We start from the raw sequence: 25,068 nt of genomic DNA on the forward strand, positions 1-25,068 counted from the left end.
ATGCGACGGTTGCTCATCCGCCAGACAGGGGAGGCCTTTCTTTTTCTATTTCTGATGACATTCGGAAGTTTTGCCTTAGTGCGTCTCCTTCCGGGAGATCCCGTACTCACCTTACTCAATGTCGATGAATTGAGCGCGACACCGCAGCAAATTCAGACGGTTCGGGAAAACCTCGGTTTTGACGAACCGTTATACACGCAGTACACGGATTGGCTGATTTCAATCAGCCGTCTTGATTTCGGCGAATCGTTTATGACGGGACGTCCGGTTTTTGCAATGTTGCAGGACAGTTACCAAGCGACGTTTGAAATCGCCGGCAGTGGTTTACTGATTGCGCTGTTGCTTGCCCTCCCGCTTGGCACATGGAGTGCTTATTCAAACCAGCGGGCTGTCCGCCTCTTTGCAGACATTGTGTCGTTGATAGGCGCAGCAGTTCCGAGTTTTTGGATCGGTCTGATCCTGACTGATTGGTTTGCTATCCGACTGGTCTGGCTTCCGGTCATGGGACGGGACGGTATTGAATCCGTCATTTTACCCGCCGTTTCACTCAGTCTGGCATTAGCCAGTGTCTATATCCAACTGTTACGTATCAACATCCAAAAGGAACTGGCCAAAGACTATATTCAGATTGCCCGAGCACGTGGAATCGCTGAAAAAACGATTTTTTGGAAGTATGCTGTTCGCGGCAGTCTGCCACCGGTGCTTGCTGTCTTCACCTTGACACTCGGAAGTCTTGCCGGCGGTGTCGTGATTCTTGAAGTCGTGTTTTCCTACCCCGGTGTCGGTAAGTTGATGGTTGAAGCCGTCTTACAACGGGATTACCCTTTGATTCAAGGATACATCCTGTTGACGACCGGTATCATCGTGACATTGAATCTCCTGATGCGTCTGTTGACACAGTGTCTCCGACCCGACTGGAAAGGGGGAAGACTATGAAACGTCTTTTTTATGGACTGTTGATCCTGATTCCACTGATGTACTTGATGATGCATTCCCCGTATACGACGGATATTTCCAACCGGTTGGCACCGGTCTCGAAGGCACATTGGCTCGGTACGGACGCCTTAGGACGTGACTTTCTCGCCCGATTGATTGTAGCCGGTTTGATTTCACTTTTATTCAGCGGTCTTACCGTCCTGTTGACGGCATGTATTGGGACCATCCTTGGACTGTTCGCCGGATATTACGGCGGACTGTTACAACGGATCATCCGACGAATCGAAGAAAGTCTGATTATTTTTCCCGACACGGTACTTGCATTAGTGTTAGCAGGCTTACTCGGAGCCGGCATGCATAGTCTCATTTGGGCGATTTTACTGATTAAATGGGTTTCCTATGCCCGCTTGACCGAAAGCATCGTCACGGCGACAAAACAATCCGAATATATTTGGATGGCACGTGTCAACGGATTATCGGACGGTATGATCATCCGGCAACACCTGTTAGCACCTGTTCTGCGACAAATCCGGAATGTGATGAGTGTTGATCTCGGTAAAATCATTTTGTTTTTATCTGCCTTCTCTTATATCGGGCTCGGAGTCCAAGCACCTGTACCTGAATGGGGCGCGCTGTTGAATGAAGGTCGACCGTATTTCCAGGTCGCCCCCCGGTTCATGCTTTGGCCGGGTCTCTGTATCGTCCTGACGGTCAGTTTCACGATGTGGTGGAACCGTCGTTTCCAACAAAAGGAAGGAGACTGCCGATGATTCAGATAAATCACGTGACAGTTAAAAAAGGATTAAATCTGTTGTTACAGCCGATTAACGTCAAGTTGCCAGTCAATCAGTTTGTGTGTTTCGTCGGAGCGAGCGGAAGCGGGAAGACACTTCTCCTGAAACGATTAATCGGTCTCTTACCATCCACGCTGTCTGCCGGGGGAACGGTGATATTCCCGGAAGGACGGAACTGGGTGTTAGGACGCGATATCGGTTACATTCCGCAACAGTATCACCAATCCTTTGTCCCGTTTCTAACTATCAAGCAGACGCTGCAAGATTTGTACCGGGCGCATCAACTCGAATACGATGCGTCATTTATCGACGGCTTGCTGCAATCGTTTCGGCTGGATGAAGAACTGCTCAATCGTCTTCCGAATCAGCTCAGTGGCGGGCAGCTTCAGCGAATGACGATTCTTACGGCTGTTTGCCTGAAACCGCGCCTGATTGTGGCGGATGAATTGACGACGGCACTTGATCCTGTTGCGACCCGTGAACTGTTGGATTGGTTAAAAAAGTATCAGCAACAAACTGCAGCAACCGTCCTGTTCGTCACTCATGAATTGAAAGCCGCCTTACATTATGCCGATACGTTGTATATTATGAAGGCAGGGCAACTCATCGATACTGTCACAAAAGAGACGATGGCGACTCGTTCGCATCCCTATACCCGTGCCTTGTTTGCGGGGATTCATTTAGAAAAGGAGGCATGAGGATGTCTGTACTTCTGACGGTCGAGCACGTCTCTGTCCGTTACAAAACTGAATACGTGTTGACCGATCTCTCATTTTCTTTAACGACCGGCCGTTCGCTTGGCATCATCGGTGAAAGCGGTAGTGGCAAGTCGACGTTAGGACGAGTTCTATTACAATTAGAACGGCAGGATGAAGGACAGGTCACCTTGCTCGGTCAACCGTTCTCCACGCGGTCCGAACGGTCGATGCGGCGCCAGATCCAAGCCGTTTTCCAACACCCACACGGCTCCTTTAATCCCGACTGGTCGATGCGCCGGTCGCTCCTTGAACCGTACCGGATTCATCAACCGGAATTGTATTATTTTCCGAATCAGTCGGAGCAGCAATTGGCACATGAATTAATGGCTGCCGTTGGTCTTGACGAACAGTTGCTTGAACGGCGACCGGCAGAACTCAGCGGCGGACAATTACAGCGGATGGCGATTGCCCGGGCGATTTCAATCGAACCGGCTGTATTGATTCTTGACGAGCCGACGACCGGCCTCGATGTTCTTGCCTTAAAAGAAATCGTAGTTTTACTACGCGAACTGAAGGACATTTTACAGATGTCGTACATTTTCATCTCTCACGACTTAAAGTCTGTTTCCGCACTATGTGACGATGTCCTCGTCCTGCACAAGGGACGGATTGTCGACCGGTTTCACGTATCGGATCAATCGTCTCCGATGCGGGCAACAGAGACGAAGGTTTTGATCGAGGCACAGACATGGTGACGCCGCCTGTTACAGCAAGCCAGTATGGACTGCTTGCCTATCCATTGATCTTGTCGAGTATATTGACGCCGTTACTCGGTGTCACCGATACAATCGTCATCGGACAAACCGGCGATGCAGTCGCCATCGGGGCGATTGCGATTGCTGCTGTGTTCTTTAATACGATTTACTGGCTGTTTGGATTTCTAAAAGTCAGCACGACCGGTTTCAGTGCGCAAGCCAGTGTCCATCATGACGAAACGGCTTTGCATTTCGCTTTATACCGTCCTGTGTTGCTCGGTTTGCTGATTGGTCTCGCACTAATGCTATTTCGTGTTCCGTTGACGGAAGGTGGTCTTTACTTACTGGCAGCACCCGAAACCTTGTTGCCGGATGTCACGACATACATCCATTACCGAATGTACGGAGCACCGTTCGTCCTGATCGGTTACGCCGTCCTCGGCTGGCTGATTGGTCAGGGACAGGTAAAACGCGCCTTGTTGATTCAAGTATTCAGTAACGTCATCAATATCGTGCTGGATATCGTCTTCGTCCTCGGACTGGGATACGGCGTCGCTGGCGTCGCGATCGCGACGCTTGTCGCTGAAATCAGTATCGTCGCTTTCGGATTCCTATTTATGCTCCGGCAATTAGCCTGGAAACCGGACTACCGCGGCCTTTTGTTCCATGTCCAGGCGTACCGGCAATTTTTTACGGTCAACGCCGATCTGTTCGTCCGGACGATCTTTCTTTTGATCGTGACCGGCTGGTTTACCCGGACAGGAGCAAGTTTTGGACCTGATGTTCTCGCAGCCAACGCCATTTTGCTGCAAATCCAGTATTTGATTGCCTATTGGTTCGGGGGACTCGGCAGTGCTTCGACGATTCTCGTCGGACGGTCGCGCGGACGCCACGATGAAGCCGTTTACCGTCAAAGTGTCCGGTTAACCCGAAAGTTTGGTCTCGCTTCCATTCTTTTGATGATGATTCTGCTAGTTATTTTTCAGTACCCGTTATTGCGGTCATTCTCCACGGATCCGGACCTGCTTGATTTCGCCCGTCTGTATTATGGCTGGATTCTCATCTTTCCGTTAACCGGTGGCTTTGCGATGCTCTATGAAGGCGTTTTTTCCGGTCTGGCTCAGGCAAAACCGGTCCGGAACTCGATGATTCAGGCTTTTCTCGTCTTTGCACTGCTGTTGCTGTCGGTCTACTGGATCGGCAACCACGGCGTGTGGCTGGCGTTCATCGGTTTCGGTCTGATGCGATCCGTCTCCCTGCATTTGGCGGAGCGCCGGAGATCGTCTGTGTTTGAAACACATAACGAAAAAACGGATCTTCCTGTTTAACGATCAACAGTGAAGGTCCGTTCTTTTATCGTGTTACTTTTAACTTGTTTTCGTGCATCAATCGAATCCCGGATATGTATGATGTAACGGCGTCCCTTTTGATAACCCGAGCGGGGCGGCTTGATCCGGAGTTCCTTGCCGTCAATGACTTCAAGCTCCGTCTGCATCCGTTCGCCGGTCGAGTCCGTGATCGTAACCGTACGGTCCGAGACTTGATCCGGACGCAGTCCTTTCGAAAATTCGATATCAAACGTGTGATACTTCGAAATCGTCCGCGCACGAGACTTGAAGTGGGGGCTGTCCGTCTGCTCGTCGAGCGTACAGTAACACCCTGTGAAAAGTAAGCAAACAGTTAAGATAATGGAAAATAACGGTTTCACAATCAAGCTCCTTTCAGCATATTTTTCATTATAAGACAAATAATAGGAGGTTTCAATCGTTCTCAGAGCGGATTGTGAAATAACCCTTCAAGACATGGCGCGGGTGATGTATACTCAAGCGAGAGAAAGGCAGTGGTAGAATATGCAACAAGTTGATCAACGTGAAATCATCGTCTCCATCCGGACGAGTTATGATTTCAAGGCCGATGAAGGACGTGCGGTCCGTGTCGTCGAATTCCACGGACGCCGGACGACGGTCATCGATACATTTAAAAAATCAACACCAAAACGGATGATTTTAGTTGAAATGATCCGCGCCGTCCAATCGTTCAAGGAACCGTTCCATATTATCTTTAACGTCGAATGCAACTTCGGTTTCAAGTATTTAAACGATGAACGCCAGTGGGAAAACCGCGATCTCGGAAACACGTTCAACGAATTGATCCAAGCAGGCGGACACACAATCGAACTCCGCGACTGTTCGTTTTATGAAGGCGGCAAAGACTTGCAGAAATGGTTGCTGAACATCCTGAAAAAAGCGAATTGATCTTTTAAGACAGATGACGTTCACCGGACGGTCATCTGTTTTTTTGTTCGTTCTCCCGTCCTCTGCTAATATGTGGTAAATTTATAAGAAAGAAAAATGACAACACGATTGACATCATCGTCAACTATTTTGTGAAGAGGTGGAATTATGAATAAAGAAGATCATCAAATCGCCCGAAAGCTCGTGTCTACTTATTTGACCGGAACTCAAATTTCGACGATTCACCTGACAGGCTTCATCAGCATCGAACTGATCAATCTCTACGACGCCACGATTCCGGATATCGCAATCCGGATCGAGACGGACCGTTTGTATTACGGGGATGTCGAATCGTCGAAGGACTGGGTCGTCCGCCATATGCCGAAAGAAGAGATGCTTCACCTGATCGTGACGTTACATACAGAACGAATCATTGCCGTCCGGATCGGAAAAGCCGCTCCACATCTGTTCATTACGTTCAGTTCGGGGAAAACTCTGGTCATCAACGGATCGGATACTTATTACGAATCCTGGGCCATCGATATGACATTACCGGATAAAGGTCTTGTCTCAATCGTCGCTGTACCGGGCGATGAACTGGCTGTTTTTGCTTCCGATAATACGATGTTACAGAACCAGACACATGAGTGATTTGCTGACGTATGCCAAGCAAACTGCCCGTTTAATCGTCGAGAGCCGTTATCCGGATTGTGACGCTGCGTTACTTGCCGGAAGTTTTGTCCGGGGACAGGCAACCGCGACATCTGACCTCGATCTGATCATATTTCGGGAATCCGTCCCGGCTTCTTACCGGGAATCGTTCACCTTCGATGAATATCCGGTCGAAGCATTTATTCATTCGAGTACGACCATCCGGGATTTTTTCCGGCAGGACCAGGAACGCGGACGTCCGTCGATGCAACGGATGGTCGCAGAAGGATTCGTCCTGCTCGATCATGATCTGCTCAGACCTTTGAAAGCACAGGCGGAATCAGAGCTGCTCGCCGGTCCACCGGTGCTGTCGCCTGTCGAAACGGACCGTGCGCGTTACTTTCTGACCGATTTGCTCGACGATTTCATCGGTGTGACGGAGCGGTCGGAAGGACTTGGAATCGCAGCCCGGTTGCTCGAGCAGGCGACGGATTTCCGCTTACGGACGTCGGGTCACTGGACAGGACAGGGGAAGTGGCTGATCCGCAGTCTCGAGACCATCCATCCGGTCGAGGCCGGACGATTGGTCGAGGCCTTTGAAGCCTATTTCCGGTCGGATGAAAAACAAGCTGTCATCGGTTTGCTGGAACAGTGGCTTGCCGAAAGCGGCGGTCGTTATTTTGACGGCTTTTCAATCGGAAAATGAAAGGGGGGCGAGCATCATGAAACGATCCATGCCGGACTGTCATCCGCTTCGTGATGTGGCGCTGTCATGAAACACCGGATGTTCGTATTGTTATTTTTCCTGCTCGGTCTCGGCGGGAGTCTGTTTTATTTCCAGACGAAAGAGGCTGCTCCTCAAGATGTGACACCGAAACGGATTGTCGAGACCGTCCGTCAACAGCAGCCGGAAGTGCGATTTTCGACGAAACAGGTCTACTGGATTGAACCGCTCGGCGACCGGCATTTAGTCGCATTCGTCAAAACACCGACGAGGCAGTATCTGATCCTGCTGAAACAAACGGATGCGTCCTATCAGCTCGTGAAGTTGCTCCGCCAAACGTCGCAGTCATCCGACTGGTTCGAAGGACGGTTACTGGAAGTCGATCAACATCGTTTCCTGGTCGTATACGGGGAAAACCCGTCGCAGAAACTGGATACGTTAATGTTTGATCCGTATAAAGTCACGTCCGTCGGGACACACGAGCGAACCGTACCGCTAACTGATATCAAACGGACGCTCGATGTCGGACAAAAGGATAGCTTCCATACGATTCAGGCCTTACCGAAAGCTTTTCCCCGTTCGCTCTTTTTTGATATTCATGCGGTCGACCGGCAAGGCGACGAACAGTTACGCCGCTTGTCGAATACGCTCGATTGAAGACCTCTCAGTAGGAAGAAGATTTAGTTGTTCGGTATACTGAATATAGTTCAACAAGAGGGGGATTTAGTATGTGGATTGTAATGAATCAATTACGTGTGCAAAACGGGAAAGCCGATCAAGTCGCGGCACGTTTTCAAACGACTAAAGGCATCGAGCAGATGGAAGGATTTATCCGGATGCAGGTCTTAGTCGATCTCAGTCAGGACGAGCATGATATCGTCACGATCATGACGACGTGGGAAAAACAAACGCATTTCCATGCCTGGCAGGAAAGCCAAGCCTATAAAGGCGTCCATAAGAAACGGGACGAGGGGACATCGGAAGTCAAACCGCTTGTCCTGTCAAACGCCGTGACAGAATATGCCGTCGTCGCCGATCATACACATGCCTAAACAAAACCGTCTTTTCCCGCGAGTGGGGAAGAGACGGTTTTTTCGCCTGGAATGGATAAACCGGAAAGCGGGTAAAAGGATTAAAACTGAACCTCGAGAGGTGACGGAAGATGACGACACGGAAAGGCATCGTTTCAGGTTTAACGGTCTTGTTCGGCATGATTTTCATCATCGGTTTTTTCCTGTCCGGCGGTTTTGTCTACCTGTACTTTTTTGCACTGCTGATTGCCTGTGCCTCTTTTTTACGGGAACAGTTGACCCGCGAAGAGTGGTTACACGAAGGGATCGCCTTCATCTTGTTTTGCTGTGTCATCTTCGCTGTCGAACATCTGGTATTTTAAGTCATTTGATGTGATACGTATCAAGAAACACGTCGCGTCCGGCAGCGGAAAGCTTAAAACCGACCTTCCGGTGGACATCTTCGAGATAAACATCGGTTTTTTTGATTCGCCGGTCGAGATAAATTTTGAACTGTTGCGCTTTCCCTTTATTCAGTAACGTCAAATACTGCCGCTCAGCCAATCGTCCTTTTGGCTCCGCCTCTTCACTGTCCTCGATCAGCCGGACCAACTGTTTTGACTCTTCGAGTGACGTCTCGATGTAGGCATCGGGTGAAAGCGGCTCCGCCATATCTAAATCGCCGTTCACAAATTTCATTTTTCCGAGCGACCGGTCATGAAAGAGGGCGAAGCGCGGTAAAGAATAGTCCGCATCGTACAGTTCGTCCGGCGGCACGTCAAGATTAGGCGGAAGTTGTTTTTCGTGCTTGACGCTCAGCTTGTAGCGGGTAGTCTTTCCGGTTTTTTCTTTGACCGTGACCGTACCGTAAGTGCCGTCTGCATGCGGTGCCTCCTTGAACTGAATCGTACTTCGCTCCTTCGAAGAATGAATGGGCGCACGATATCGTGCTTGTCCCATCAGGTTCAACTGGACTTCGTACGGTTCTTGAATCTGAATATTTGATTCGAGGACAAGCGGGACGGGTCCGACAAACGGTGTCAGTTCCATGATGTTCGTGACGACAGTCTGCTTCGTTTGTTCATTTGTTGCCCGGACGACGAGATAGCCGGTCGTCGGGACCGTCAGCTGTCGCGCGGATTTCATCAGGGATCTGCCGGAGATGCGGACACTCTCTTCAAAGTTGGAAGATAACTTCTGAAACTCCACCTGATTTTCAGGCATGACGAGATGTTCCGATGAAAAGCGGTCCTGCTTTCGTGTCAACTTGTGATAACCCGGTTTTGACACATAATCATGGCAATACAAAAAACGATCCTGTTTTGTTTTCAGATAGACAGCCTGCTCGCCCATCGATTCCGGAAACTGGCTGACGAGATTCACGAAATATTGTTTGCCGATCGCATACTCTTTCGGTGCGGCAACCGGTTTCGTCGCGCACACCTGTTTAATGAGAACACCCAACTTCGGATCATCTTTCTTGAAGTCTGTCAGATTCAACGTATCGTACACTTCCGGTAAGTAGGTGTACTGGATCGGTTTTACATCCGGACTGCATCCGCTCAACAGGATGGTCGTCATTCCTAACAGCACTATTTTCCGCATCTTTAGTCCTCCAGTTCTGTCAGGAGATCAGTTGCGACTTCACCGGACAGTTTCGCTGTTTTTTTCGTTTTGGCATCTTTGACATAAATATCCGTTTTGTTGGCACGTGCTTTTAAGTAGACTTCAAACGATTGGCTTTTTCCATTTTGAATCAACGTCATATACCGGATATCTGCCCGCTTTCCTTGAAGTTTTTCTAGCGACACTTCCTTTAAATCATTTGAGATCCGCTTCGCCAGTTTGTCCGGTAACAGAGATAATTGCCGGAAGTTTCCGTCTTTGAGTGCAGCATCGTTCGGATGCAGAAATCCGTGGATTTCCTTGTTATCATTCCCAATCCCGTTAAAGCCGCGGGGACGAATGTCTTTGACTGTTGTCTCATAACGCAGAGAAATCGTCTTATTCAGCGGCTTTTCCGTGTCTTTTGATTGGAAGGTCACGTACGGAATCGTCTTGTTCACCGGTAAGACGTCAGGAAGCGGGTGATAGGTCAAATCAATGGATTGTTTGCCCATCCTGTTGATGATGTCTTCTTGATTAAAGTACTGGTCTGACTTGATCATCAGTGTATAGGTCATAGACGGCAGCCCATCCGTCGTCTTTTCAAATGACAGCTCAATTTCCGGATAGGAAAACGATGCCGGTAAGCCAAAAAGGGGTTTCTGTTTCCCGTCTTTTTCTTTTTCCAAGAACACGATCTGTCCTGTCACTGGAAACTCGATGGACAGACGTTGCACGTTTTTTGATACTCCTACAACCTCTTCCTTCCGTTTTGCTGCTTTTTTATATGTACGTACGGTTAAAGCCGGTTCTGTAATCGGTTTACGTTCTTGGCCTGAAGTTGGTTTCAGCCAAGGGTGGTTTTTCAATTGAATCGGATGTGCCGTCACCCGGTATGTTTTTGGTGAACGGCATGTTAAGTAATACGTATCTCCTGTTGCGATGTATTGTAATTCAATCGGCGGTGTATAGGTGCCGATTTGTTGTAAGTTAAAGTAAAGTCCATATTCACCAAGCGTCCGGTATTGCTTCGGCAGGGGAGCCGTCTTTTTTGTATTTTCGCATGTTTGTAACAGGTAGGCTGACTGTTGTTTTGGTACCGGTTCAAATAAATCATCCGAGAAATTGATTGCTTCCCAGTAATTCGGATTACGTTCTAACTGTAATAAGGATTCTGTCCCGCATCCTGTCAGAAACAGGCTGCCAGTGAAACTGATTGCGAGTACGGATTTTTTAATAGTAATCACCCCTTCCTTCTTTTAACAATATTTTACCATGATAATACCCTTTTACTTCCAATGAAATTCAAAACTAAAAACCTTTTAATATTAAGATGTTAGTTTTCTGTTACAACCGGGTATCTTTTAATTGTGCACGGAAGCTAGACTAACTAAAAACAACGGGGGTTTTCACAGATGGGTACATTTATTCAAGCAGTCGATGGAACAAAGATTTATGTAGAAGATATCGGTTCAGGACAACCGGTCGTTATGTTACACGGATGGCCGGCCAACAATAACATGTTTGAATATCAGAAAAACCGCCTGCTCGAAGAAGGGTACCGCTATATCGGCGTCGATTACCGCGGCTACGGGAAATCGGATGCGCCTGCTACCGGATATGACTATACGACGATGGCGTCGGATATCAACGAAGTGATTCAGCAATTGGAATTAACGAATGTCACGTTGCTCGGTTTCTCGATGGGCGGCGGAATCGCGTTAAAATACCTCTTAAACCATGGGGAATCCAATGTCTCGAAATTGATCTTAGCAGGAGCAGCCGCACCGGTCTTCACGCAACGCGATGGTTATCCGTACGGCATGACGAAAGAGGAAGTCGATGCCTTGATTGAAGATACGAAACAGGACCGTCCATCGATGCTGAAAGGATTCGGGGAAATCTTTTTTGCGAAGGAGCATCCGGAACCGCTACAGCAATGGTTCCATAACTTGAGTGTCGCGGCATCTTCCCACGGAACGATCCAATCGGCGATTGCCTTACGTGACGAAGATTTACGCGACGGTCTGCCGAAGATTTCGGTCGATACACTCATCATGCACGGTAAACAAGACAAAGTCTGTCCATTCGAATTTGCCGAAGTCATGCATGAAAACATCACGGGTTCACGCCTCGAAGTCTTTGAAGAGAGCGGACACGGGATGTTCCTCGACGAACGCGAGAAATTCACGGAAACACTTGTTTCATACGTCAAATCAAGCCAAGCGGTCTAACTGCAAAAGACACGTAACCCATCTGCTTTTCCTTCGGGAGAAGCAGATGGGGTTTTTAAGCAGGCGCGTCTCACATCATAACTAGTGGAGCAGGAAACCGATTAGAATCACTGTTCTTCTAATTCTTGACTGACTTGCCGTGCCAACTCACCTGATAATCTGGTACTTTTTTTCGTCCGTTGATCTTGCAAGTAAAGATCTGTCTTGTTGGCACGTTTTTTCAGATACACCTGAAAGGTCTGGGTATTACCGTATTCAAGCAACGTCATGTACGAAAATGGTGATCGCGTTCCTTGTGGTTCTTCCAACGTCACAGCCTTTAACTCTTCGGCCACCGTCCGGGACAGCTTATCTGGCAGGATGACCATCTCACTTAGTTTCGCCTTTTCAAACGATTTCATTGTCGGATGGAAGTAGGCCGTGATTCCGCGCGTCGGCTCATCTTCGATTTGGTATTCCTTGACCGGACGGTAGACCGGCTGATAACGAATGGAAAGCGTCTTTTCTTCTACTACCCGTTCTTTTTTTATGAATTGAAAGGTCACGAAGGGAACGGTTTGATTGACCGGTAACGTTTTTGGCAAGGAATGTTGCTTCGTTTTGATCCGATTCGATTTGTATGCCGTCATGATCTGTCGATCTGCGAGGTCCCACCCGTCGCGTGAAAAGGTTAACGAGCGGGACGTCGATCCGTCAATATGACGGCGGCTCACCAGGTAAAACTCGCCTTGCTGATGAAGGGACGACATCGCAATGTTTCGAATGATGTGCTCTTTGCCCGATTCTGTCATGACGAACAACAGTTGTCCTGAAATCGGCAATTGAAACGCATGGAACGGTTTCAAATCCTTAGCAAATTCATTGTCTGCGCTCATTTCCTGATTGACGGATACATGCTGGTCCAATTGTTCTTCTTTCAGTGGAATAGAGACGGGTGCTTGAAGTGCAATCCGATCCGGACCCTCCGTCAAGCGGACCCACGGATGGTCCGACGCTTTAATCGGATGGACACGCAACTCCTGTGTCTTAGGCGAACGACAGGATAGGTACATCTGATTGCCGTGTGCCAAATAAACAATTTCGGTCGGAAACGGTGCTATTTCCAGATTATTTAACGTAAAAAATATACCGAATGACTGCAACGTCCGGTACGATTTCGGAAGGGACACCGTTTTATTCTGCATACAGGTCCGCAACAATTGTTTCTTTTGTTTAACGGGGACTTCCTGATCTGAGTATTCGTCGGAAGCAAATGAATGGGCAGACCAGTAGGAAGGTACCGGCTTGAGATCTAGCAATCGTTCTTGCCCACAGCCGGTTAACACGATGCTGGATAGCATAGCGAGAGTCAGTAATCTATTTTTGATGATAATTCCTCCTTAATTAATTATCCATCATATTACCATATTTTTAATAGAATCTTCTTTTTTTAAAAAATGTAATTTATAAATAAAACAGGCAGAAAGATGAACCATTCATCTTTCTGCCTGTTGATTCAGACCGTATATTTCTTGATAAATCGCTGGTCAATCGATTGTTTGAAATACCAGCTGAGCCGGTTGGTTCGGTAAAATCGTCCGTACAGCAGGGTGGCCTGGCGATGACCGAGCGCAAGAAGCGTCAAATAACACCGTTGGGGTCGAAACGCCCGTAACGGTTCTTCGTTCACGCATCGGATCAAATTCTGAAGCAACAGCGGAGCCTGTCGCACCGCCGTCACACCGTTTTTCGGTGTATCCGGATACGCGATCAGAGTCGCACAATCCCCAACGGCAAAGATGGACGGATCCTCGAGCGACTGCAGCGTCTCGTGCACCAGTAAAAATCCGCGGTCATCACAATACAGACCGGATACCTGAAACAATTCATGCGCCGTTGCCCCTCCTAAAAACAAAACGGCATCCGTCTCGAGCAAGCGGCCGGATTGGAGCGTTGCTGTTTGACCATCCAGCGTTTCGAACCGGTCAATGATCCGGTTGACACCCAACTGATCGAGTCGCGCGGCCAGTTCCGGACCGGCCGGATGACCGCTGAGCAACGGTTCTTCATGAATCAGGGTGACCGGTGTACCGTTTGACTGAAATGACGCCGCCATCTCGACGGCCGCCGCACCACTGCCGACGATGACAGGGGAGACGGCACTCCTGAACGTCTTTAACGCTTGTTCTATACGATAGTTCGGTTTGATCGTAACGTGGTTCGGGGTGCTTGCTTCCCAGTCGTTTGATCCGATATTAAACGACACGATATCGTACGGCACGACCTGTCCGGACTGAAAGATAACGTGTTTGTTGGCAGCATCGATTCGCACGACCCGGTCCTCCATCCACGTCTTACCGTATCGTTCACATAACGCTTTGACATTGATGCGTATCTCGTCGAGTGTATAGGTTCCGTCCGCCAGTCCGGAGAACATCCCGGAATAATACTGATAACGCGAGGGAGTGATGACAATCCAGTCGACATCCGAATGACTCCCTTGTTTGATACATTCTAAATGCGCATGACCTGCGCCGACTAACAGGATTCGTTTCACGACTCCACCCACTTTTTTGGATTCACTGTATCTATCCTGTTTATTCCCCCAAGTAGTGCCGCGTAATCGTCCGCTGTCAAACCACCAGGCGAAGTGACGTCGCGAGCGTGACGGTCATCAACAGAAAGGCAAGATCCCCTCGTGTTACGACCGGCTCGACATAATAGGTCCGATTGACCCGAAACTGACGGGCTTCCATCGCAATCGCAATCTGTTCCGAGCGGAGGATACTGGTCGTAAACAACGGCAGACTGATGTCAAAAAACGTTTGCCACGGCCAAAGTGACCGTTGTTGCCGGACACGACGCGCTTGACGGATCGTTCGAATCGACTGCCGAAAGATCGGAATGAAGCGGAGACCGGCTAAAAATCCATAGGCCAGGCGAACCGGCAGACGACATTGATGAATCAGACTCATGACGAACCGTGTCGCGTCCGTTGTTGCAACGAACGTTACACTCAACAGGACGAAGGCGAGCATCCGCGTCGCGACCAACCAGGCATGTGCAAGACTCTCTTCCGTGATCCGGAACCAGCCGAATGCCCACAATTCCGTTTCACCTTTTCCGAACGCGGCCATCATCCAAAACGTCAACAGAAACAACACACCATAAGGGACGAGACGAATGAGAAGCGTTGACAGCTGCCAGCCGGAGCAACATACGCCGACGGCGGAAAGGATGAGCAGTGCAAACGTCACTTCTAAACGGGATGTCGAAATCAGCAACAGCATGACATAGACCAGGGTCGCCAGTTTGACGGAAGGATTAATTTGAGCGAGCCATGAGTGGTTTTCCTGCATGACGGATCCCCTCCTTTTGTTGCTGATACTGATAGGACACCGGACGAATCAGCTGATTGTCGTGTAAAATCTTGGTTTCCTGAAACAATTCCTCCGGTGAACCGTCAAATTGAATGTTTCCCGAACCGAGGACGAGCACCCGGTCTGCCTGTTGGTACACCAGCTCCATATCATGCGTCACCATGATGAGCGTCGTCCCGGCTGCACGGGCTTGCCGCAAGACTTCAATCAGTTGTGCCGTCGTCTCGGCATCCTGTCCGAAAGTCGGCTCGTCCAGCAACAAGACAGCTTTTCGCTCAAGCAGCATTGTCGCGACGCTCAAACGCCGTTTTTGACCAAGACTGAGTGCGAGCGGCGACTGACCCGCGACGTCCGCCAAGCGATAGTACTGTAAGGCATCATCCATCTGACCGGACGACGGTGAGGTACAACTGATCGTCAGTTCGTCAAGAACCGTCTGTTTGAGAAACTGAAACTCAGGTTGCTGAAACACAAAGCCGACCTGCCGGTAAAATGTCCGGTCCCGCCATTTCTTCAACGCTGTCTGAAACAACTGAATCGTTCCGCCTTGCGCCGGTAACAGTTTGGCCAGCGTTTCGAGCAGGGTACTTTTGCCGGCTCCATTGCGTCCGACAAGCATGATCCATTCTCCGGCGTGGGCGGTCAGCGAGATCCGCTGGAGAACCGTCTGCTTTCCGTGCCGGACGGTCACGTCAACAAGTTCAAATGTCGGTTCGGTTGAAACGGGTTCGCGGACAGGTGGGCGATCGAGTGCCCGTTCTGCCGCGACCTCGGCCGGTATCGTTCCGAATGTATACGGGTAAAGGCGCGGTGTCGCAATCCCGAGCTCAGTCAAAACGGTCCGGCGTTCTGAAAAAATGTCCCGCGGCGGTCCGTCAAGACGGATCCGTCCGGTTTGAAAGACCAGCACCCGGTCCGCAAACGTCACACACTGCTCCAGTTGGTGTTCGATCAGCACCAGTGTCACGTTCGGATCGTGGTGCAATTCCTCAATCAGCTCCATCATCAAACGTTGACCATGCGGATCAAGTTGCGCCGTCGGTTCGTCGAGCAACAGGATGTCCGGTTCGAGTGCCAATACACAGGCTAGAGCAAGCCGTTGTTTCATCCCGCCGGACAGCTCGGCAATCGGCGTCGTCAAGGCGAGGTCAAGTCCGACCCGTGCCAAGACACCTTTAATCCGCTCATCCATTTCAAATCGGGAGATGCTTCGGTTTTCCAGACTAAAGGCCATTTCGGCACCGACCGTCTGCATGCAAAACTGATCGTCCGGCTGTTGGAATAACATCCCGACGGTTCCATCCGTCGTCCATCCACCGGTGACATCGGCTTCAATCGTCTCCGGCAACAGACCGGCGAGGACATGTAAAAAGGTCGTCTTTCCACTGCCGCTTGGACCGACGAGCAACGTCGTTTCTCCTTTATCAATCGTAACCGAAAAATCCTGTAAGACCGGGTGATCCTGATCCGGATAGCGGACTGTCAGGTGCTCACACTGCATCATGCGGCACGCTGCTTTCGTTGTCGTCCGATCGCATACCCATTCAGTGTCCCTGCCTTAACGAGCGCATCGACGATGATTTTTGCGAGTAAGCCGCCGAGCAGAGCACCGCTGACAAGTTGTAAGGAAAACGTCAACAGGAGAGTCGTCGTCGTATAGTAGGCAAATCCGTTCACGATGAGGCTGTAGACCATACTTCCGACGGCAGCGAAGACACCGGACAACATCAAGGTAAACGTATTGAATTTCCGGTATCCGAACACGGCAAAGGCAATCTCGGCCCCGATCCCCTGTGCGAATCCAATCAACAGTGCCGATAAGCCGAAGTGACTCCCTGTAAACAATTCGACGGCAGCGGCGACGACTTCCGCAATCAATGCCGCGCCTGGTTTTTGAATGATGTAGGCGACAAGGGGACTGGCGATGACCCAGATGCCGAACATCCAGTTTGATCCGACCGGTCCGAAGATGGCCGAGATCGGTAACCATAACGTCGACCACCCTAAGTAGAGGACACCACACGCGACGGCGAGCATCATCATGACGATGATTTCTTTCATTTTCCAACTGTTCATAATCACTTCTCCTTTGAATGCACACCCACAAAGAAACCACAAAAAAGACCGCCCTCTATGAAAAGAGAGCGGTCGTGTAACCTGCAAGATGCAGAAAAAGAGCACGAGGATTCCGCTCCACTTTCCTACGCTAGTATGAACTAGATCAGGTTCAAAGGGTCCGAAGTGAATCGTCTCAGCCAAATGGCTCCCCTAGTGGATGTGTCAATGATGTGTACCTTCTTCACTGTACGGCTGTCGACCGGACTTGTCAATATGCATAAAAAAAACCTCCCACGAGGGGAGGAGAGAAAAGATTACTCTTTATCTTCTTTGTTTTCTTCAGCTTGCTCTTCAGAAGTTTGTTCTGAATCGTCTGTCGCTGTATCCGCATCAGCTGCTTGTGCCTCAGCTTCTGCTTCTTCGATTTCTTCAAGTTCAGCTTCAAGTGTCGATTCAACGACCGCTGCGACTTGGATGTCACCTTCTGTGACGACACGGAAATCTTTTTCTTCCGGAAGATCAGCTACTGTGATTGAATCTCCGATTGCAAGATCCGTCACGTCGACTTCGATCCGTTCCGGTAATTTATCTGGTGTTGCGGCAACTGTTACTTTAAAGAGTGTTTGTGAAAGGAATCCGCCAAGTTTCGCACCGGCTGCTTCGCCGACGAGGACGATATCCGTTTCGACTTCTGTTTCTTCATCCATTTTAACAGCGATGAATTCAACGTGTTTGATGGTTGGTGTAAAGATATCCATATCGAGCTTGTTGATCAACGTGTTGACCTTTTTACCGCCGATTTGAAGAGCAACCAAGACGTTTTCGCCGTGATCACGGACAACCTTGACCAATTCTTTTTCGTCGAATGAAATCGGTGTGCTTTCCACTTTGTAGCCATACACGACACCAAGAGCTTTTCCTTCATGACGTAATTGCTTTCTAAGTGAGCGTGGGCGTACTTCGCGTTCTTCTACTTTTAATGTTACTGACATGTTCATTTCCCCCTTGAATTTGGTATAGCCCTCAAAAGGTAATGAATGTAGGAGTGGAACAATAGGTTCCAACAGAAATTCATGCGCTAAATGCTAGTTCAACTGGATTTCATTCAGAAATGAAAAACGAAGTGAGTAAGTAGCATTTCTCTCCCAGGTCATTACGCTGATATTGAGAAACAATAATTGAAAAGCGACCGTGTTGTACGGTGCTAATGTAGATATACCCCTGTCTTTCAAAAGTTAAAACCTTTTTTCTGAATTTGATTGTCGAAAGACCTTCAAACCTGTTGATAGACAACGGATTGAAGGTCTTTCATTTTTTTAAGATTTTCTTTGATTTGTATGGTTAATCACCTGATGAATCGATAAAAGAGGGGGAATCAAGCAGACGGACGAGTTCACGAATCGTTAAAATATCCGGTTTCTGATCCGATAAGACGGCATCAATCATCGTCGCTTTTCGATCTTGTAATTCCGCCATCTTTTCCTCAATCGTCCCGGTCATCAATAACTTGATCACTTCGACCGGTGACTGTTGTCCCAATCGATGGGCCCGGTCAGCCGCTTGCTGCTCGACGGCCGGATTCCACCAGCTGTCGTATAAAATGACGGTATCTGCCGTCGCCAGATTCAGACCGGTCCCGCCGGCTTTCAAGGAAATCAGGAAGACATCGACTTCACCGGCATTAAACCGGTCACACAGTGCGACACGGTCTTCAACCGGTGTCTCACCGGTTAGTAGAAAGTGGGCAAGTTGTCGTGCTGCCAGTCGTTCCCGAATCCGGGCCAACATCTTCGTATACTGGGAAAAAATCAGGATCCGGTGTCCGCTCGCTACTTTTTCTTCAATGATTTCAAGCAGGCGTTCGAGTTTTGTCGATTCACTTGTATAACCTTCGACAAATAACGCCGGATCACAGCAAATCTGCCGCAACCGGGTCAAACCGGCGAGCAGCTTAATCCGGTCTTCACGCTTCGCTTCGTCGAGATGCTGTAACGTTTCCAGTTGCAGTTTCGCCAAGTAGGAAGCATAAAGTTTTTTCTGCGTCGGACCGAGCTCTGTATAATGGTGGACAATCTGTTTTTGCGGTAAATCCTGCAAAACTTCGGCTTTTGTCCGTCGCATCATAAACGGTCGGACGAATCGTTGGATTTCATCATATGACCATGTCTGGAACGTCGGTAAGTCCGGTAACAACGACGGGAAAATGACCCGGAAAATCGACCAAAGATCATCGGTCCGGTTTTCAAGCGGTGTTCCGGTCAAGGCAAACCGACGTTTCGCCCGAATACGGCGCAAGCGGACAGCGGTTTGTGACGCTGGATTCTTCAGATGTTGTGCCTCATCGAAAATGGCGACGTCGTATTCGACGGTCTGGTGTGCCTCCATGTCGGCCCGTAACGACGGGTAGGAAATCAGAAAAATTCCGTCCGCTGGTACTGTCTCGATTTGATCCAACCGTTGTTTCCGTGCTCCGTTCAACAAATGAACGATTCTTGACGGCGCAAACCGTGTAAGTTCCGCCTGCCAGTTATGGAGCAGGGAAGCCGGGGCGACAATCAACATCCGACCCGGCGGAAGCGTCTCGAGATAACCAATCGCTTGGATCGTCTTCCCGAGCCCCATCTCATCCGCTAAAATTCCGTGCCCGTCATGTCCGGCAAGATTCGCCATGAACTGGATGCCTGCCCGCTGGTACGGATACAAATGCCGATCGAGTACTTCCGGGAAGTTCAGGTAGACACCCGTTCCGTTTTTCAGCTCGAGCCACCGTTCTGTTAATTGTTTATGGATATGCAAGAAGGAGGCACCGACTAGATGTTTGAGGTTCGGCAGGGCGGGTGCGCGCAAAACCGCCTCAAGTTGGTCCTGCTCTGCTGCTTCAAGTTGCCGAAAAACGCGTTGTAACTGTTCAAACGCCCGGGTCTCAAACGAGACAAACTGACCGTTCTTTAACCGGTGATACGTTTTCCGGGTGACAAGCGACTGCAAGACCTGTTTCAGTTCCATTTCCGGGATCCCATCCATAGAAAAGCGGAACGTCAACCAATCCAAGCGGTCCGTCGTCTCGACATCGATCCGTGGATGAAACGGTCCGTTCGGTAAGGATTGGCGGATACTCTCCGTCACTTGGACGATGAGTTCGCCGTAAACGACACGGGGGTCGAGCAAACCTTTCAAAAACTGATATTCCGCCACCTCTTCCTCTAACCGATAGCGACCGTCCCGCTCCAAGAAACCACTCTCTGTCACGTAGCGGAGGATGGACCCTTCAAGCGATACATCGCGCCCGAGCCAATCCGTCTCCTGTAACGGATTGATCCGAACCCCCTGATAGCTAAACGTCACGAGCAGTTCAAGCCCACCTTGCTCGCGGTCGAGCGCCAGTTCGACTAACGGCGGACCGCTGACGAGCCGTTGTTTGAGCAGGGGACTGAGCCAGACGTCGGCCAGATTCCGTAAACGGTCACGCGTATGCAAAAGGCGGTCAAAATAAGCGGAACTGATCGTAAAACGTTGTTGGGCTGTGATACTTTCCATCACAATCGCCGAACCGTTGACATCAAACCTGATTTTTGCCCGTTCCGTTTTACTTAATGTTTGCAAATAAGCCGTCACTGCTGCGTCTTCTGTTTGGCGCGTCGTCGCAAACGGACGAATCAACGATTGGTTTCCGGCAGGTGTGCCGTAGACTTGCACATGATGCATCGCTAACAACACGGCGACGATATGCCCGCAAAACGATTGATCCATTGCCAGCGACGGACAGTTGCAACCGGCATCCACGCCGTGTTCCTTGACGCGGACGGTGACAGTGAAGACAGATTCACCGTGAACAGCGGCTTCGACGAGCAAATCACCGGATTGGTAGTTCCGTAATGTAACTTTTTTGGCAGCGACGTAACGTTTCCCGCGACGAAAGGCATAGGTATCCGACATTTGTTTGATTTTCCGTTCACTTAAGCCATAATTCATCCAAGTTCTCCTTTCAGTGACACTCAGGTGACATAATACAATTATCGTTCACCATCAAATAATTCGATCGCCCGTTTTTTCTCCTGATCACCGATATGGGCGTAGACCTGTGTCGTTGCGACCGATTCGTGGCCAAGTAATTGTTGAATCGTCAAGACATCGACCCCGCCTGTTGCCAGGCGCGTCGCAAACGTGTGCCGTAATTTATGGGGTGTGATCTGTTTTCGCTCCAAAAACGGCAGCACGGGACGCAACCGGTCAACGTGCCGTTTTAAAATATGTTGAACAGCCCGGGGACTGAGCGCTTTGCCTTGCTTTTGGAAAATCGGATCCGGCCCCCGCATCGTTAGACTATAGTGTGCAGCGTATTTCCGTAAGGCGACCCGGACCGGCTTCGCAAGCGGAATGACCCGTTCCTTGTTGCCTTTCCCGATGACCCGAATCGTTCCTTCGTGAAAATCAATGGCACTCCAGGTCAATTGCGTCATTTCACTGAGCCGTATGCCACTGTAACCGAGCACCTGGAACAACGTGATATCCCGGACGCGATCCCGTTCATAATGTGCCGCTTCCCGGGCATTCATCTCGATATTCGACGGCAACAGTTGGATCAACTCATCCCATTCCCGTTTCGTTAAGTAAACCGGATCCCGTTTTGCCTGTTTCGGACGATTGATTTTTGCGACCGGGTTTTCCGACAGGACCCCGATATCGATTAAATGCCGAAACAAGGACTGCAGTGCTGACAGCTTCCGGTTGATGACACTTGGGGCATTTTGCTTTGTTAAGGCTAAGTATTCCGCATAAGCGGCAATCCCGGATCCGTCAATTTCAAGAAATGCTTCCTGCGTGATATCACGTGCTCGAATCGCTTCACCCGACGCTTCCGCGACAAACTGAAAAAATGAATCAAAATCATACACATACCGCCGCATCGTCGCCTTCGAGAAATTTTTCGACGCCAAATGGTCGATGTAAAACCGGATGAAATCCGGCATCCGGACATATCCCGGAAGATCGATCGTATGGGCGGGAAGGGGGGCCGTTTTCACGGTTTTTCCCAGGTTTTTAAACAAACTCATCATTCTATCCCCTCTCTGTCACTACTATACCAAACGTTGGTAGTTGGTACACTAGTTTGCGTGAAATAGTTATTTCACGCAACGTTAAATTGTCAGACAGGGAGCGCTCAGTTGCATCGAAATCACCAAAGACAGGTAACGGTTCGACTCGATGCAAATTAGGTTTTCATCACTTTGTAAGCAAATTAATACAATAATTATATTATGTAAACAATTAAACAGACTATTTTTCACAAAAAATCATTTCGCTCTCAGTTGCATCGAAATCCAGTCCGACGGGTAGTTGGTCGTCTCGTTTTCGTACAGACCGTTTTTGATTCTCACACTTCGAACACGTTCCTCCCTCCAGTTGAAAGGCTTAATCCAAATTGAATCGGGTATATAGACTAAGACTATCTTGTATTTAACATAAGGGGGAAATAACATGATTTCAGATCAACAAGCACGTCAGTTGTTAAAAGAAGCAAAACGGATCGCCGTTGTCGGGGTATCAAGCGATTCCGGAAAAACGGCGAACTGGATTGCCGATTATCTCGTCCAACACGGGTACGAAGTCATTCCGGTCAATCCAACCTTAAATGAATGGAATGGTCAGAAAGTGTATCCGAGTGTCGCCAGCATCCCGGGCCATATCGATATCGTCGATGTTTTCCGTCGCTCGGAGTTTTTGGCGGACGCTGCGAAGGATGCCGTCGCTCACGGTGACGTCGGCATGATTTGGAATCAGCTCGGATTATCGAGTGTCGAAGCGGAAAGTTTAGCCCTTGGGGCCGGGATTCCGTACATCGAAAACCGTTGCATTAAAATTGAACACCAGTACTTGTGATCGTGATTCAGCAAGACATCTACTCCTTGACAGTAGGTGTCTTTTTTTCTTGTTTTCTAGATTATCCTTGTCAGATAGCAAGAAGATGCCTACAATTAGATACAGACTACTAGAAAAACGAACGAACGTTTGGAATATTCGACGTTTTTCTATTTGAGGTGAAAAACATGGCGACAGATTTAAACAATTATAATGATGATGCCATACAGGTATTAGAAGGACTCGAAGCAGTCCGGAAACGCCCGGGTATGTATATCGGTTCGACCGATCATCGCGGACTCCACCATTTGGTGTATGAGATCGTCGATAACGCAATTGATGAGGCACTGGCCGGATTCGGGGAACAGATCGATGTCATCATCCATAAAGATAATGCAATTACGGTCCGTGACCATGGACGCGGTATGCCGACCGGGATGCATGCTTCCGGCAAACCGACGGCAGAAGTCATCTTCACGGTGCTTCATGCCGGTGGAAAATTTGGTCAAGGCGGTTATAAAACATCGGGCGGACTGCACGGTGTCGGAGCATCTGTTGTCAACGCCCTGTCGACGCAGTTAAAAGTCACGATTTATCGCGACGGGAAACAGTTTGAGCAAACGTTCGAAGACGGGGGAATTCCGAAAACGACGTTGCTTGAGACAGGCACGACGCGCCAAAAAGGAACAAGCGTCTATTTCAAGCCGGACGGAAAAATCTTCAGCACGTTGACATACAATTACGATACGTTAGCGGAACGCCTACGTGAATCGGCCTTCCTGCTGAAAGGTCTGAAAATCACACTGACCGACGAACGGTCAGAAAAAGCGGACACGTTCCAATATGAAGACGGAGTCAGCGAATTTGTCGGCTATTTGAACGACGACAAAGATACGTTACATCCGACAGTCGCCTTTGAAGGTACGGAAAATGACATCGAGGTCGATATCGCTTTCCAGTTCACGGATGCCTATTCGGAAAACGTCCTGTCGTTCGTCAACAACGTCCGGACACGCGACGGTGGAACCCACGAGGTCGGCGCTAAAACGGCGATGACACGGGTGATGAACGAGTATGCCCGTAAAAACACGCTGCTCAAAGAAAAAGACAAGAATTTAGACGGGAATGATATCCGTGAAGGGCTGACGATGATCGTGTCGATCCGGATTCCGGAAGAATTCCTGCAATTCGAAGGACAGACGAAATCAAAACTCGGTTCTCCGGAAGCCCGGACAAGCTGTGACGCCGTCATCACGCGCCGTTTATCGACGTATCTTGAGGAAAACCCGCAAACGGCGACCCTCCTGATCAAAAAAGCGATCCGCGCCGCTCAGGCCCGGGAAGCAGCGCGTAAAGCCCGCGAAGAAGCCCGCAATGGCAAGAAAAAGAAACGTTCGAGCATCCTGAACGGGAAACTGACACCTGCCGCGTCGAAAAATGCGGAGAAAAATGAATTGTTCCTCGTCGAAGGAGATTCAGCCGGCGGTTCAGCCAAACAAGGCCGTAACCGGACGTTCCAGGCGATTTTACCGTTACGCGGGAAAGTCCTGAACACGGAAAAAGCCAAACTTGCGGATATCATGAAAAACGAAGAAATCAATATGATTATCCACGCGATCGGCAGCGGCGTCGGGGCAGACTTCGATTTATCGGACTGTAACTTCGACAAAGTCATCATCATGACCGATGCCGATACCGATGGCGCGCATATTCAAGTCTTGCTGTTGACCTTCTTCTTCCGCTACATGCGCCCGTTGATTGATGCCGGGAAAGTCTTCGTCGCCTTGCCACCGCTCTACCGCGTCTCGAAAGGGAAGGGCAAGTCTGAGAAGTTTGAATACGTCTGGGATGAAGAAACCCTGGCGAAAACAACGAAAAAGTTTGGTAAAGGCTATATGATCCAGCGTTATAAAGGACTGGGGGAGATGAACGCTCCGCAATTATGGGAAACGACGATGGATCCCGAGACCCGGACATTGATCCGCGTCACGATCGATGATGCCGCTGTCGCCGAGAAACGAGTTTCCGTGCTGATGGGCGACAATGTCGGACACCGCCGGAGCTGGATTGAAGACAATGTAGCGTTCGGACTGACGGAAGACCTCTCGATCATTGAAAATGAACACGTGACGAAAGAGAGTGTGAACTGAT

General features: G+C 49.4%; 25 protein-coding genes and 1 riboswitch. Of the genes, 14 read left to right on the top strand and 11 right to left on the bottom strand.

Annotated features, from left to right (window positions below; all coding sequences use genetic code 11):
• From AC3IRK_RS08390 to AC3IRK_RS08410, 5 genes are read left to right on the top strand one after another with little or no spacing between them, the layout of a single operon-like run.
• Entirely contained in the window at positions 1–936 is a 936-nt protein-coding gene (locus AC3IRK_RS08390; protein ID WP_489169839.1) for an ABC transporter permease, read from the top strand.
• Positions 933–1,706 carry an ABC transporter permease gene (locus AC3IRK_RS08395; RefSeq protein ID WP_188004388.1) on the top strand — a complete coding sequence of 258 codons (774 nt, stop codon included), beginning with the start codon at positions 933–935 and terminating at the stop codon, positions 1,704–1,706. Before AC3IRK_RS08390 ends, AC3IRK_RS08395 begins: the two co-directional genes overlap by 4 nt.
• The gene (locus tag AC3IRK_RS08400) at positions 1,703–2,428 is read left to right on the top strand and encodes an ATP-binding cassette domain-containing protein (protein WP_188004389.1); all 726 of its coding nucleotides are present in this window, start codon (positions 1,703–1,705) and stop codon (positions 2,426–2,428) included. Before AC3IRK_RS08395 ends, AC3IRK_RS08400 begins: the two co-directional genes overlap by 4 nt.
• Before the next feature lie 2 nt (positions 2,429–2,430).
• Positions 2,431–3,183, top strand: coding sequence for an ABC transporter ATP-binding protein (locus tag AC3IRK_RS08405; protein WP_188004390.1), 753 nt, complete (start codon positions 2,431–2,433; stop codon positions 3,181–3,183).
• Positions 3,177–4,511, top strand: coding sequence for an MATE family efflux transporter (locus AC3IRK_RS08410; RefSeq protein WP_489169841.1), 1,335 nt, complete (start codon positions 3,177–3,179; stop codon positions 4,509–4,511). Before AC3IRK_RS08405 ends, AC3IRK_RS08410 begins: the two co-directional genes overlap by 7 nt.
• Here AC3IRK_RS08410 and AC3IRK_RS08415 read toward each other — a convergent pair.
• Entirely contained in the window at positions 4,508–4,891 is a 384-nt protein-coding gene (locus AC3IRK_RS08415; protein ID WP_489169842.1) for a hypothetical protein, read from the bottom strand. The two genes, AC3IRK_RS08410 and AC3IRK_RS08415, sit on opposite strands and share 4 nt — an antisense overlap.
• Positions 4,892–5,033: 142 nt before the next feature.
• On the opposite strand from AC3IRK_RS08415, the gene AC3IRK_RS08420 reads away from it, so the two are divergent.
• The 6 genes from AC3IRK_RS08420 (at position 5,034) to AC3IRK_RS08445 (ending at position 8,185) form a co-directional block, all read left to right on the top strand.
• A complete protein-coding gene (locus AC3IRK_RS08420) occupies positions 5,034–5,438 on the top strand; it encodes a hypothetical protein (protein ID WP_489169843.1) in 405 nt (134 codons plus the stop codon).
• A gap of 147 nt (positions 5,439–5,585) precedes the next feature.
• Positions 5,586–6,068 carry a hypothetical protein gene (locus AC3IRK_RS08425; RefSeq protein WP_489169844.1) on the top strand — a complete coding sequence of 161 codons (483 nt, stop codon included), beginning with the start codon at positions 5,586–5,588 and terminating at the stop codon, positions 6,066–6,068.
• Entirely contained in the window at positions 6,061–6,774 is a 714-nt protein-coding gene (locus tag AC3IRK_RS08430; protein WP_489169845.1) for a nucleotidyltransferase domain-containing protein, read from the top strand. Before AC3IRK_RS08425 ends, AC3IRK_RS08430 begins: the two co-directional genes overlap by 8 nt.
• Before the next feature lie 66 nt (positions 6,775–6,840).
• Positions 6,841–7,449, top strand: a complete 609-nt coding sequence (locus AC3IRK_RS08435) for a hypothetical protein (protein ID WP_131503751.1) — start codon at positions 6,841–6,843, stop codon at positions 7,447–7,449.
• 71 nt (positions 7,450–7,520) lie between these two features.
• The gene (locus AC3IRK_RS08440) at positions 7,521–7,844 is read left to right on the top strand and encodes an antibiotic biosynthesis monooxygenase (RefSeq protein WP_131503750.1); all 324 of its coding nucleotides are present in this window, start codon (positions 7,521–7,523) and stop codon (positions 7,842–7,844) included.
• A gap of 110 nt (positions 7,845–7,954) precedes the next feature.
• Positions 7,955–8,185 (top strand): hypothetical protein, encoded by a 231-nt coding sequence (locus AC3IRK_RS08445; RefSeq protein WP_131503749.1) that lies wholly within the window; start codon positions 7,955–7,957, stop codon positions 8,183–8,185.
• Position 8,186: 1 nt separating this feature from the next.
• On the opposite strand, the gene AC3IRK_RS08450 is transcribed toward AC3IRK_RS08445, so the two are convergent.
• Positions 8,187–9,407, bottom strand: coding sequence for a hypothetical protein (locus AC3IRK_RS08450; protein WP_131972645.1), 1,221 nt, complete (start codon positions 9,405–9,407; stop codon positions 8,187–8,189).
• A gap of 2 nt (positions 9,408–9,409) precedes the next feature.
• Positions 9,410–10,654 (bottom strand): hypothetical protein, encoded by a 1,245-nt coding sequence (locus AC3IRK_RS08455; RefSeq protein WP_489169846.1) that lies wholly within the window; start codon positions 10,652–10,654, stop codon positions 9,410–9,412.
• A 168-nt stretch (positions 10,655–10,822) separates the two neighbouring features.
• On the opposite strand from AC3IRK_RS08455, the gene AC3IRK_RS08460 reads away from it, so the two are divergent.
• Positions 10,823–11,641: an alpha/beta fold hydrolase gene (locus tag AC3IRK_RS08460; RefSeq protein WP_131503747.1), complete on the top strand. Its 819-nt coding sequence runs from the start codon at positions 10,823–10,825 to the stop codon at positions 11,639–11,641.
• 107 nt (positions 11,642–11,748) lie between these two features.
• On the opposite strand, the gene AC3IRK_RS08465 is transcribed toward AC3IRK_RS08460, so the two are convergent.
• The 8 genes from AC3IRK_RS08465 to AC3IRK_RS08500 all read right to left on the bottom strand — a co-directional run bounded on the left by AC3IRK_RS08465 (position 11,749) and on the right by AC3IRK_RS08500 (position 22,112).
• Positions 11,749–12,939 carry a hypothetical protein gene (locus AC3IRK_RS08465; protein WP_489169847.1) on the bottom strand — a complete coding sequence of 397 codons (1,191 nt, stop codon included), beginning with the start codon at positions 12,937–12,939 and terminating at the stop codon, positions 11,749–11,751.
• Positions 12,940–13,136: 197 nt separating this feature from the next.
• A complete protein-coding gene (locus AC3IRK_RS08470; RefSeq protein ID WP_489169848.1) occupies positions 13,137–14,177 on the bottom strand; it encodes an NAD(P)/FAD-dependent oxidoreductase in 1,041 nt (346 codons plus the stop codon).
• Between the two features lie 76 nt (positions 14,178–14,253).
• Positions 14,254–14,979, bottom strand: a complete 726-nt coding sequence (locus tag AC3IRK_RS08475) for an energy-coupling factor transporter transmembrane component T family protein (RefSeq protein WP_188004397.1) — start codon at positions 14,977–14,979, stop codon at positions 14,254–14,256.
• Positions 14,945–16,504, bottom strand: coding sequence for an ABC transporter ATP-binding protein (locus tag AC3IRK_RS08480; RefSeq protein WP_489169849.1), 1,560 nt, complete (start codon positions 16,502–16,504; stop codon positions 14,945–14,947). The genes AC3IRK_RS08475 and AC3IRK_RS08480 overlap by 35 nt, the downstream gene beginning before the upstream one ends.
• The gene (locus AC3IRK_RS08485) at positions 16,501–17,076 is read right to left on the bottom strand and encodes an ECF transporter S component (RefSeq protein WP_426353531.1); all 576 of its coding nucleotides are present in this window, start codon (positions 17,074–17,076) and stop codon (positions 16,501–16,503) included. Before AC3IRK_RS08485 ends, AC3IRK_RS08480 begins: the two co-directional genes overlap by 4 nt.
• Positions 17,077–17,181: 105 nt before the next feature.
• Positions 17,182–17,280, bottom strand: a riboswitch (TPP riboswitch).
• Between the two features lie 92 nt (positions 17,281–17,372).
• The gene (locus tag AC3IRK_RS08490; RefSeq protein WP_026828270.1) at positions 17,373–18,050 is read right to left on the bottom strand and encodes a 50S ribosomal protein L25/general stress protein Ctc; all 678 of its coding nucleotides are present in this window, start codon (positions 18,048–18,050) and stop codon (positions 17,373–17,375) included.
• A 349-nt stretch (positions 18,051–18,399) separates the two neighbouring features.
• Positions 18,400–21,030: a DEAD/DEAH box helicase gene (locus AC3IRK_RS08495; RefSeq protein ID WP_489169850.1), complete on the bottom strand. Its 2,631-nt coding sequence runs from the start codon at positions 21,028–21,030 to the stop codon at positions 18,400–18,402.
• Positions 21,031–21,071: 41 nt separating this feature from the next.
• Positions 21,072–22,112 (bottom strand): tyrosine-type recombinase/integrase, encoded by a 1,041-nt coding sequence (locus tag AC3IRK_RS08500; protein WP_489169851.1) that lies wholly within the window; start codon positions 22,110–22,112, stop codon positions 21,072–21,074.
• Positions 22,113–22,536: 424 nt separating this feature from the next.
• Between AC3IRK_RS08500 and AC3IRK_RS08505 the strand changes: the two genes are divergently transcribed.
• Together AC3IRK_RS08505 and parE are read left to right on the top strand one after the other, a co-directional pair.
• Complete coding sequence (locus AC3IRK_RS08505; protein WP_131972640.1) at positions 22,537–22,938, top strand: CoA-binding protein; 402 nt, start codon at positions 22,537–22,539, stop codon at positions 22,936–22,938.
• Positions 22,939–23,105: 167 nt separating this feature from the next.
• Positions 23,106–25,067: a DNA topoisomerase IV subunit B gene (gene parE / locus AC3IRK_RS08510; RefSeq protein ID WP_131503739.1), complete on the top strand. Its 1,962-nt coding sequence runs from the start codon at positions 23,106–23,108 to the stop codon at positions 25,065–25,067.
• Position 25,068: the final 1 nt, after the last annotated feature.

Source organism: Exiguobacterium sp. GL_137, assembly GCF_057834585.1.

What these genes read in the sequence shown, in the direction of transcription:
- AC3IRK_RS08390 (WP_489169839.1), top strand. Translation starts at nt 1, where the DNA reads ATGCGACGGTTGCTCATCCGCCAGACAGGGGAGGCCTTTCTTTTTCTA.
- AC3IRK_RS08395 (WP_188004388.1), top strand. Translation starts at nt 933, where the DNA reads ATGAAACGTCTTTTTTATGGACTGTTGATCCTGATTCCACTGATGTAC.
- AC3IRK_RS08400 (WP_188004389.1), top strand. Translation starts at nt 1,703, where the DNA reads ATGATTCAGATAAATCACGTGACAGTTAAAAAAGGATTAAATCTGTTG.
- AC3IRK_RS08405 (WP_188004390.1), top strand. Translation starts at nt 2,431, where the DNA reads ATGTCTGTACTTCTGACGGTCGAGCACGTCTCTGTCCGTTACAAAACT.
- AC3IRK_RS08410 (WP_489169841.1), top strand. Translation starts at nt 3,177, where the DNA reads ATGGTGACGCCGCCTGTTACAGCAAGCCAGTATGGACTGCTTGCCTAT.
- AC3IRK_RS08420 (WP_489169843.1), top strand. Translation starts at nt 5,034, where the DNA reads ATGCAACAAGTTGATCAACGTGAAATCATCGTCTCCATCCGGACGAGT.
- AC3IRK_RS08425 (WP_489169844.1), top strand. Translation starts at nt 5,586, where the DNA reads ATGAATAAAGAAGATCATCAAATCGCCCGAAAGCTCGTGTCTACTTAT.
- AC3IRK_RS08430 (WP_489169845.1), top strand. Translation starts at nt 6,061, where the DNA reads ATGAGTGATTTGCTGACGTATGCCAAGCAAACTGCCCGTTTAATCGTC.
- AC3IRK_RS08435 (WP_131503751.1), top strand. Translation starts at nt 6,841, where the DNA reads ATGAAACACCGGATGTTCGTATTGTTATTTTTCCTGCTCGGTCTCGGC.
- AC3IRK_RS08440 (WP_131503750.1), top strand. Translation starts at nt 7,521, where the DNA reads ATGTGGATTGTAATGAATCAATTACGTGTGCAAAACGGGAAAGCCGAT.
- AC3IRK_RS08445 (WP_131503749.1), top strand. Translation starts at nt 7,955, where the DNA reads ATGACGACACGGAAAGGCATCGTTTCAGGTTTAACGGTCTTGTTCGGC.
- AC3IRK_RS08450 (WP_131972645.1), bottom strand. Translation starts at nt 9,407, where the DNA reads ATGCGGAAAATAGTGCTGTTAGGAATGACGACCATCCTGTTGAGCGGA.
- AC3IRK_RS08460 (WP_131503747.1), top strand. Translation starts at nt 10,823, where the DNA reads ATGGGTACATTTATTCAAGCAGTCGATGGAACAAAGATTTATGTAGAA.
- AC3IRK_RS08475 (WP_188004397.1), bottom strand. Translation starts at nt 14,979, where the DNA reads ATGCAGGAAAACCACTCATGGCTCGCTCAAATTAATCCTTCCGTCAAA.
- AC3IRK_RS08480 (WP_489169849.1), bottom strand. Translation starts at nt 16,504, where the DNA reads ATGATGCAGTGTGAGCACCTGACAGTCCGCTATCCGGATCAGGATCAC.
- AC3IRK_RS08485 (WP_426353531.1), bottom strand. Translation starts at nt 17,076, where the DNA reads ATGAACAGTTGGAAAATGAAAGAAATCATCGTCATGATGATGCTCGCC.
- AC3IRK_RS08490 (WP_026828270.1), bottom strand. Translation starts at nt 18,050, where the DNA reads ATGTCAGTAACATTAAAAGTAGAAGAACGCGAAGTACGCCCACGCTCA.
- AC3IRK_RS08495 (WP_489169850.1), bottom strand. Translation starts at nt 21,030, where the DNA reads ATGAATTATGGCTTAAGTGAACGGAAAATCAAACAAATGTCGGATACC.
- AC3IRK_RS08500 (WP_489169851.1), bottom strand. Translation starts at nt 22,112, where the DNA reads ATGAGTTTGTTTAAAAACCTGGGAAAAACCGTGAAAACGGCCCCCCTT.
- AC3IRK_RS08505 (WP_131972640.1), top strand. Translation starts at nt 22,537, where the DNA reads ATGATTTCAGATCAACAAGCACGTCAGTTGTTAAAAGAAGCAAAACGG.
- parE (WP_131503739.1), top strand. Translation starts at nt 23,106, where the DNA reads ATGGCGACAGATTTAAACAATTATAATGATGATGCCATACAGGTATTA.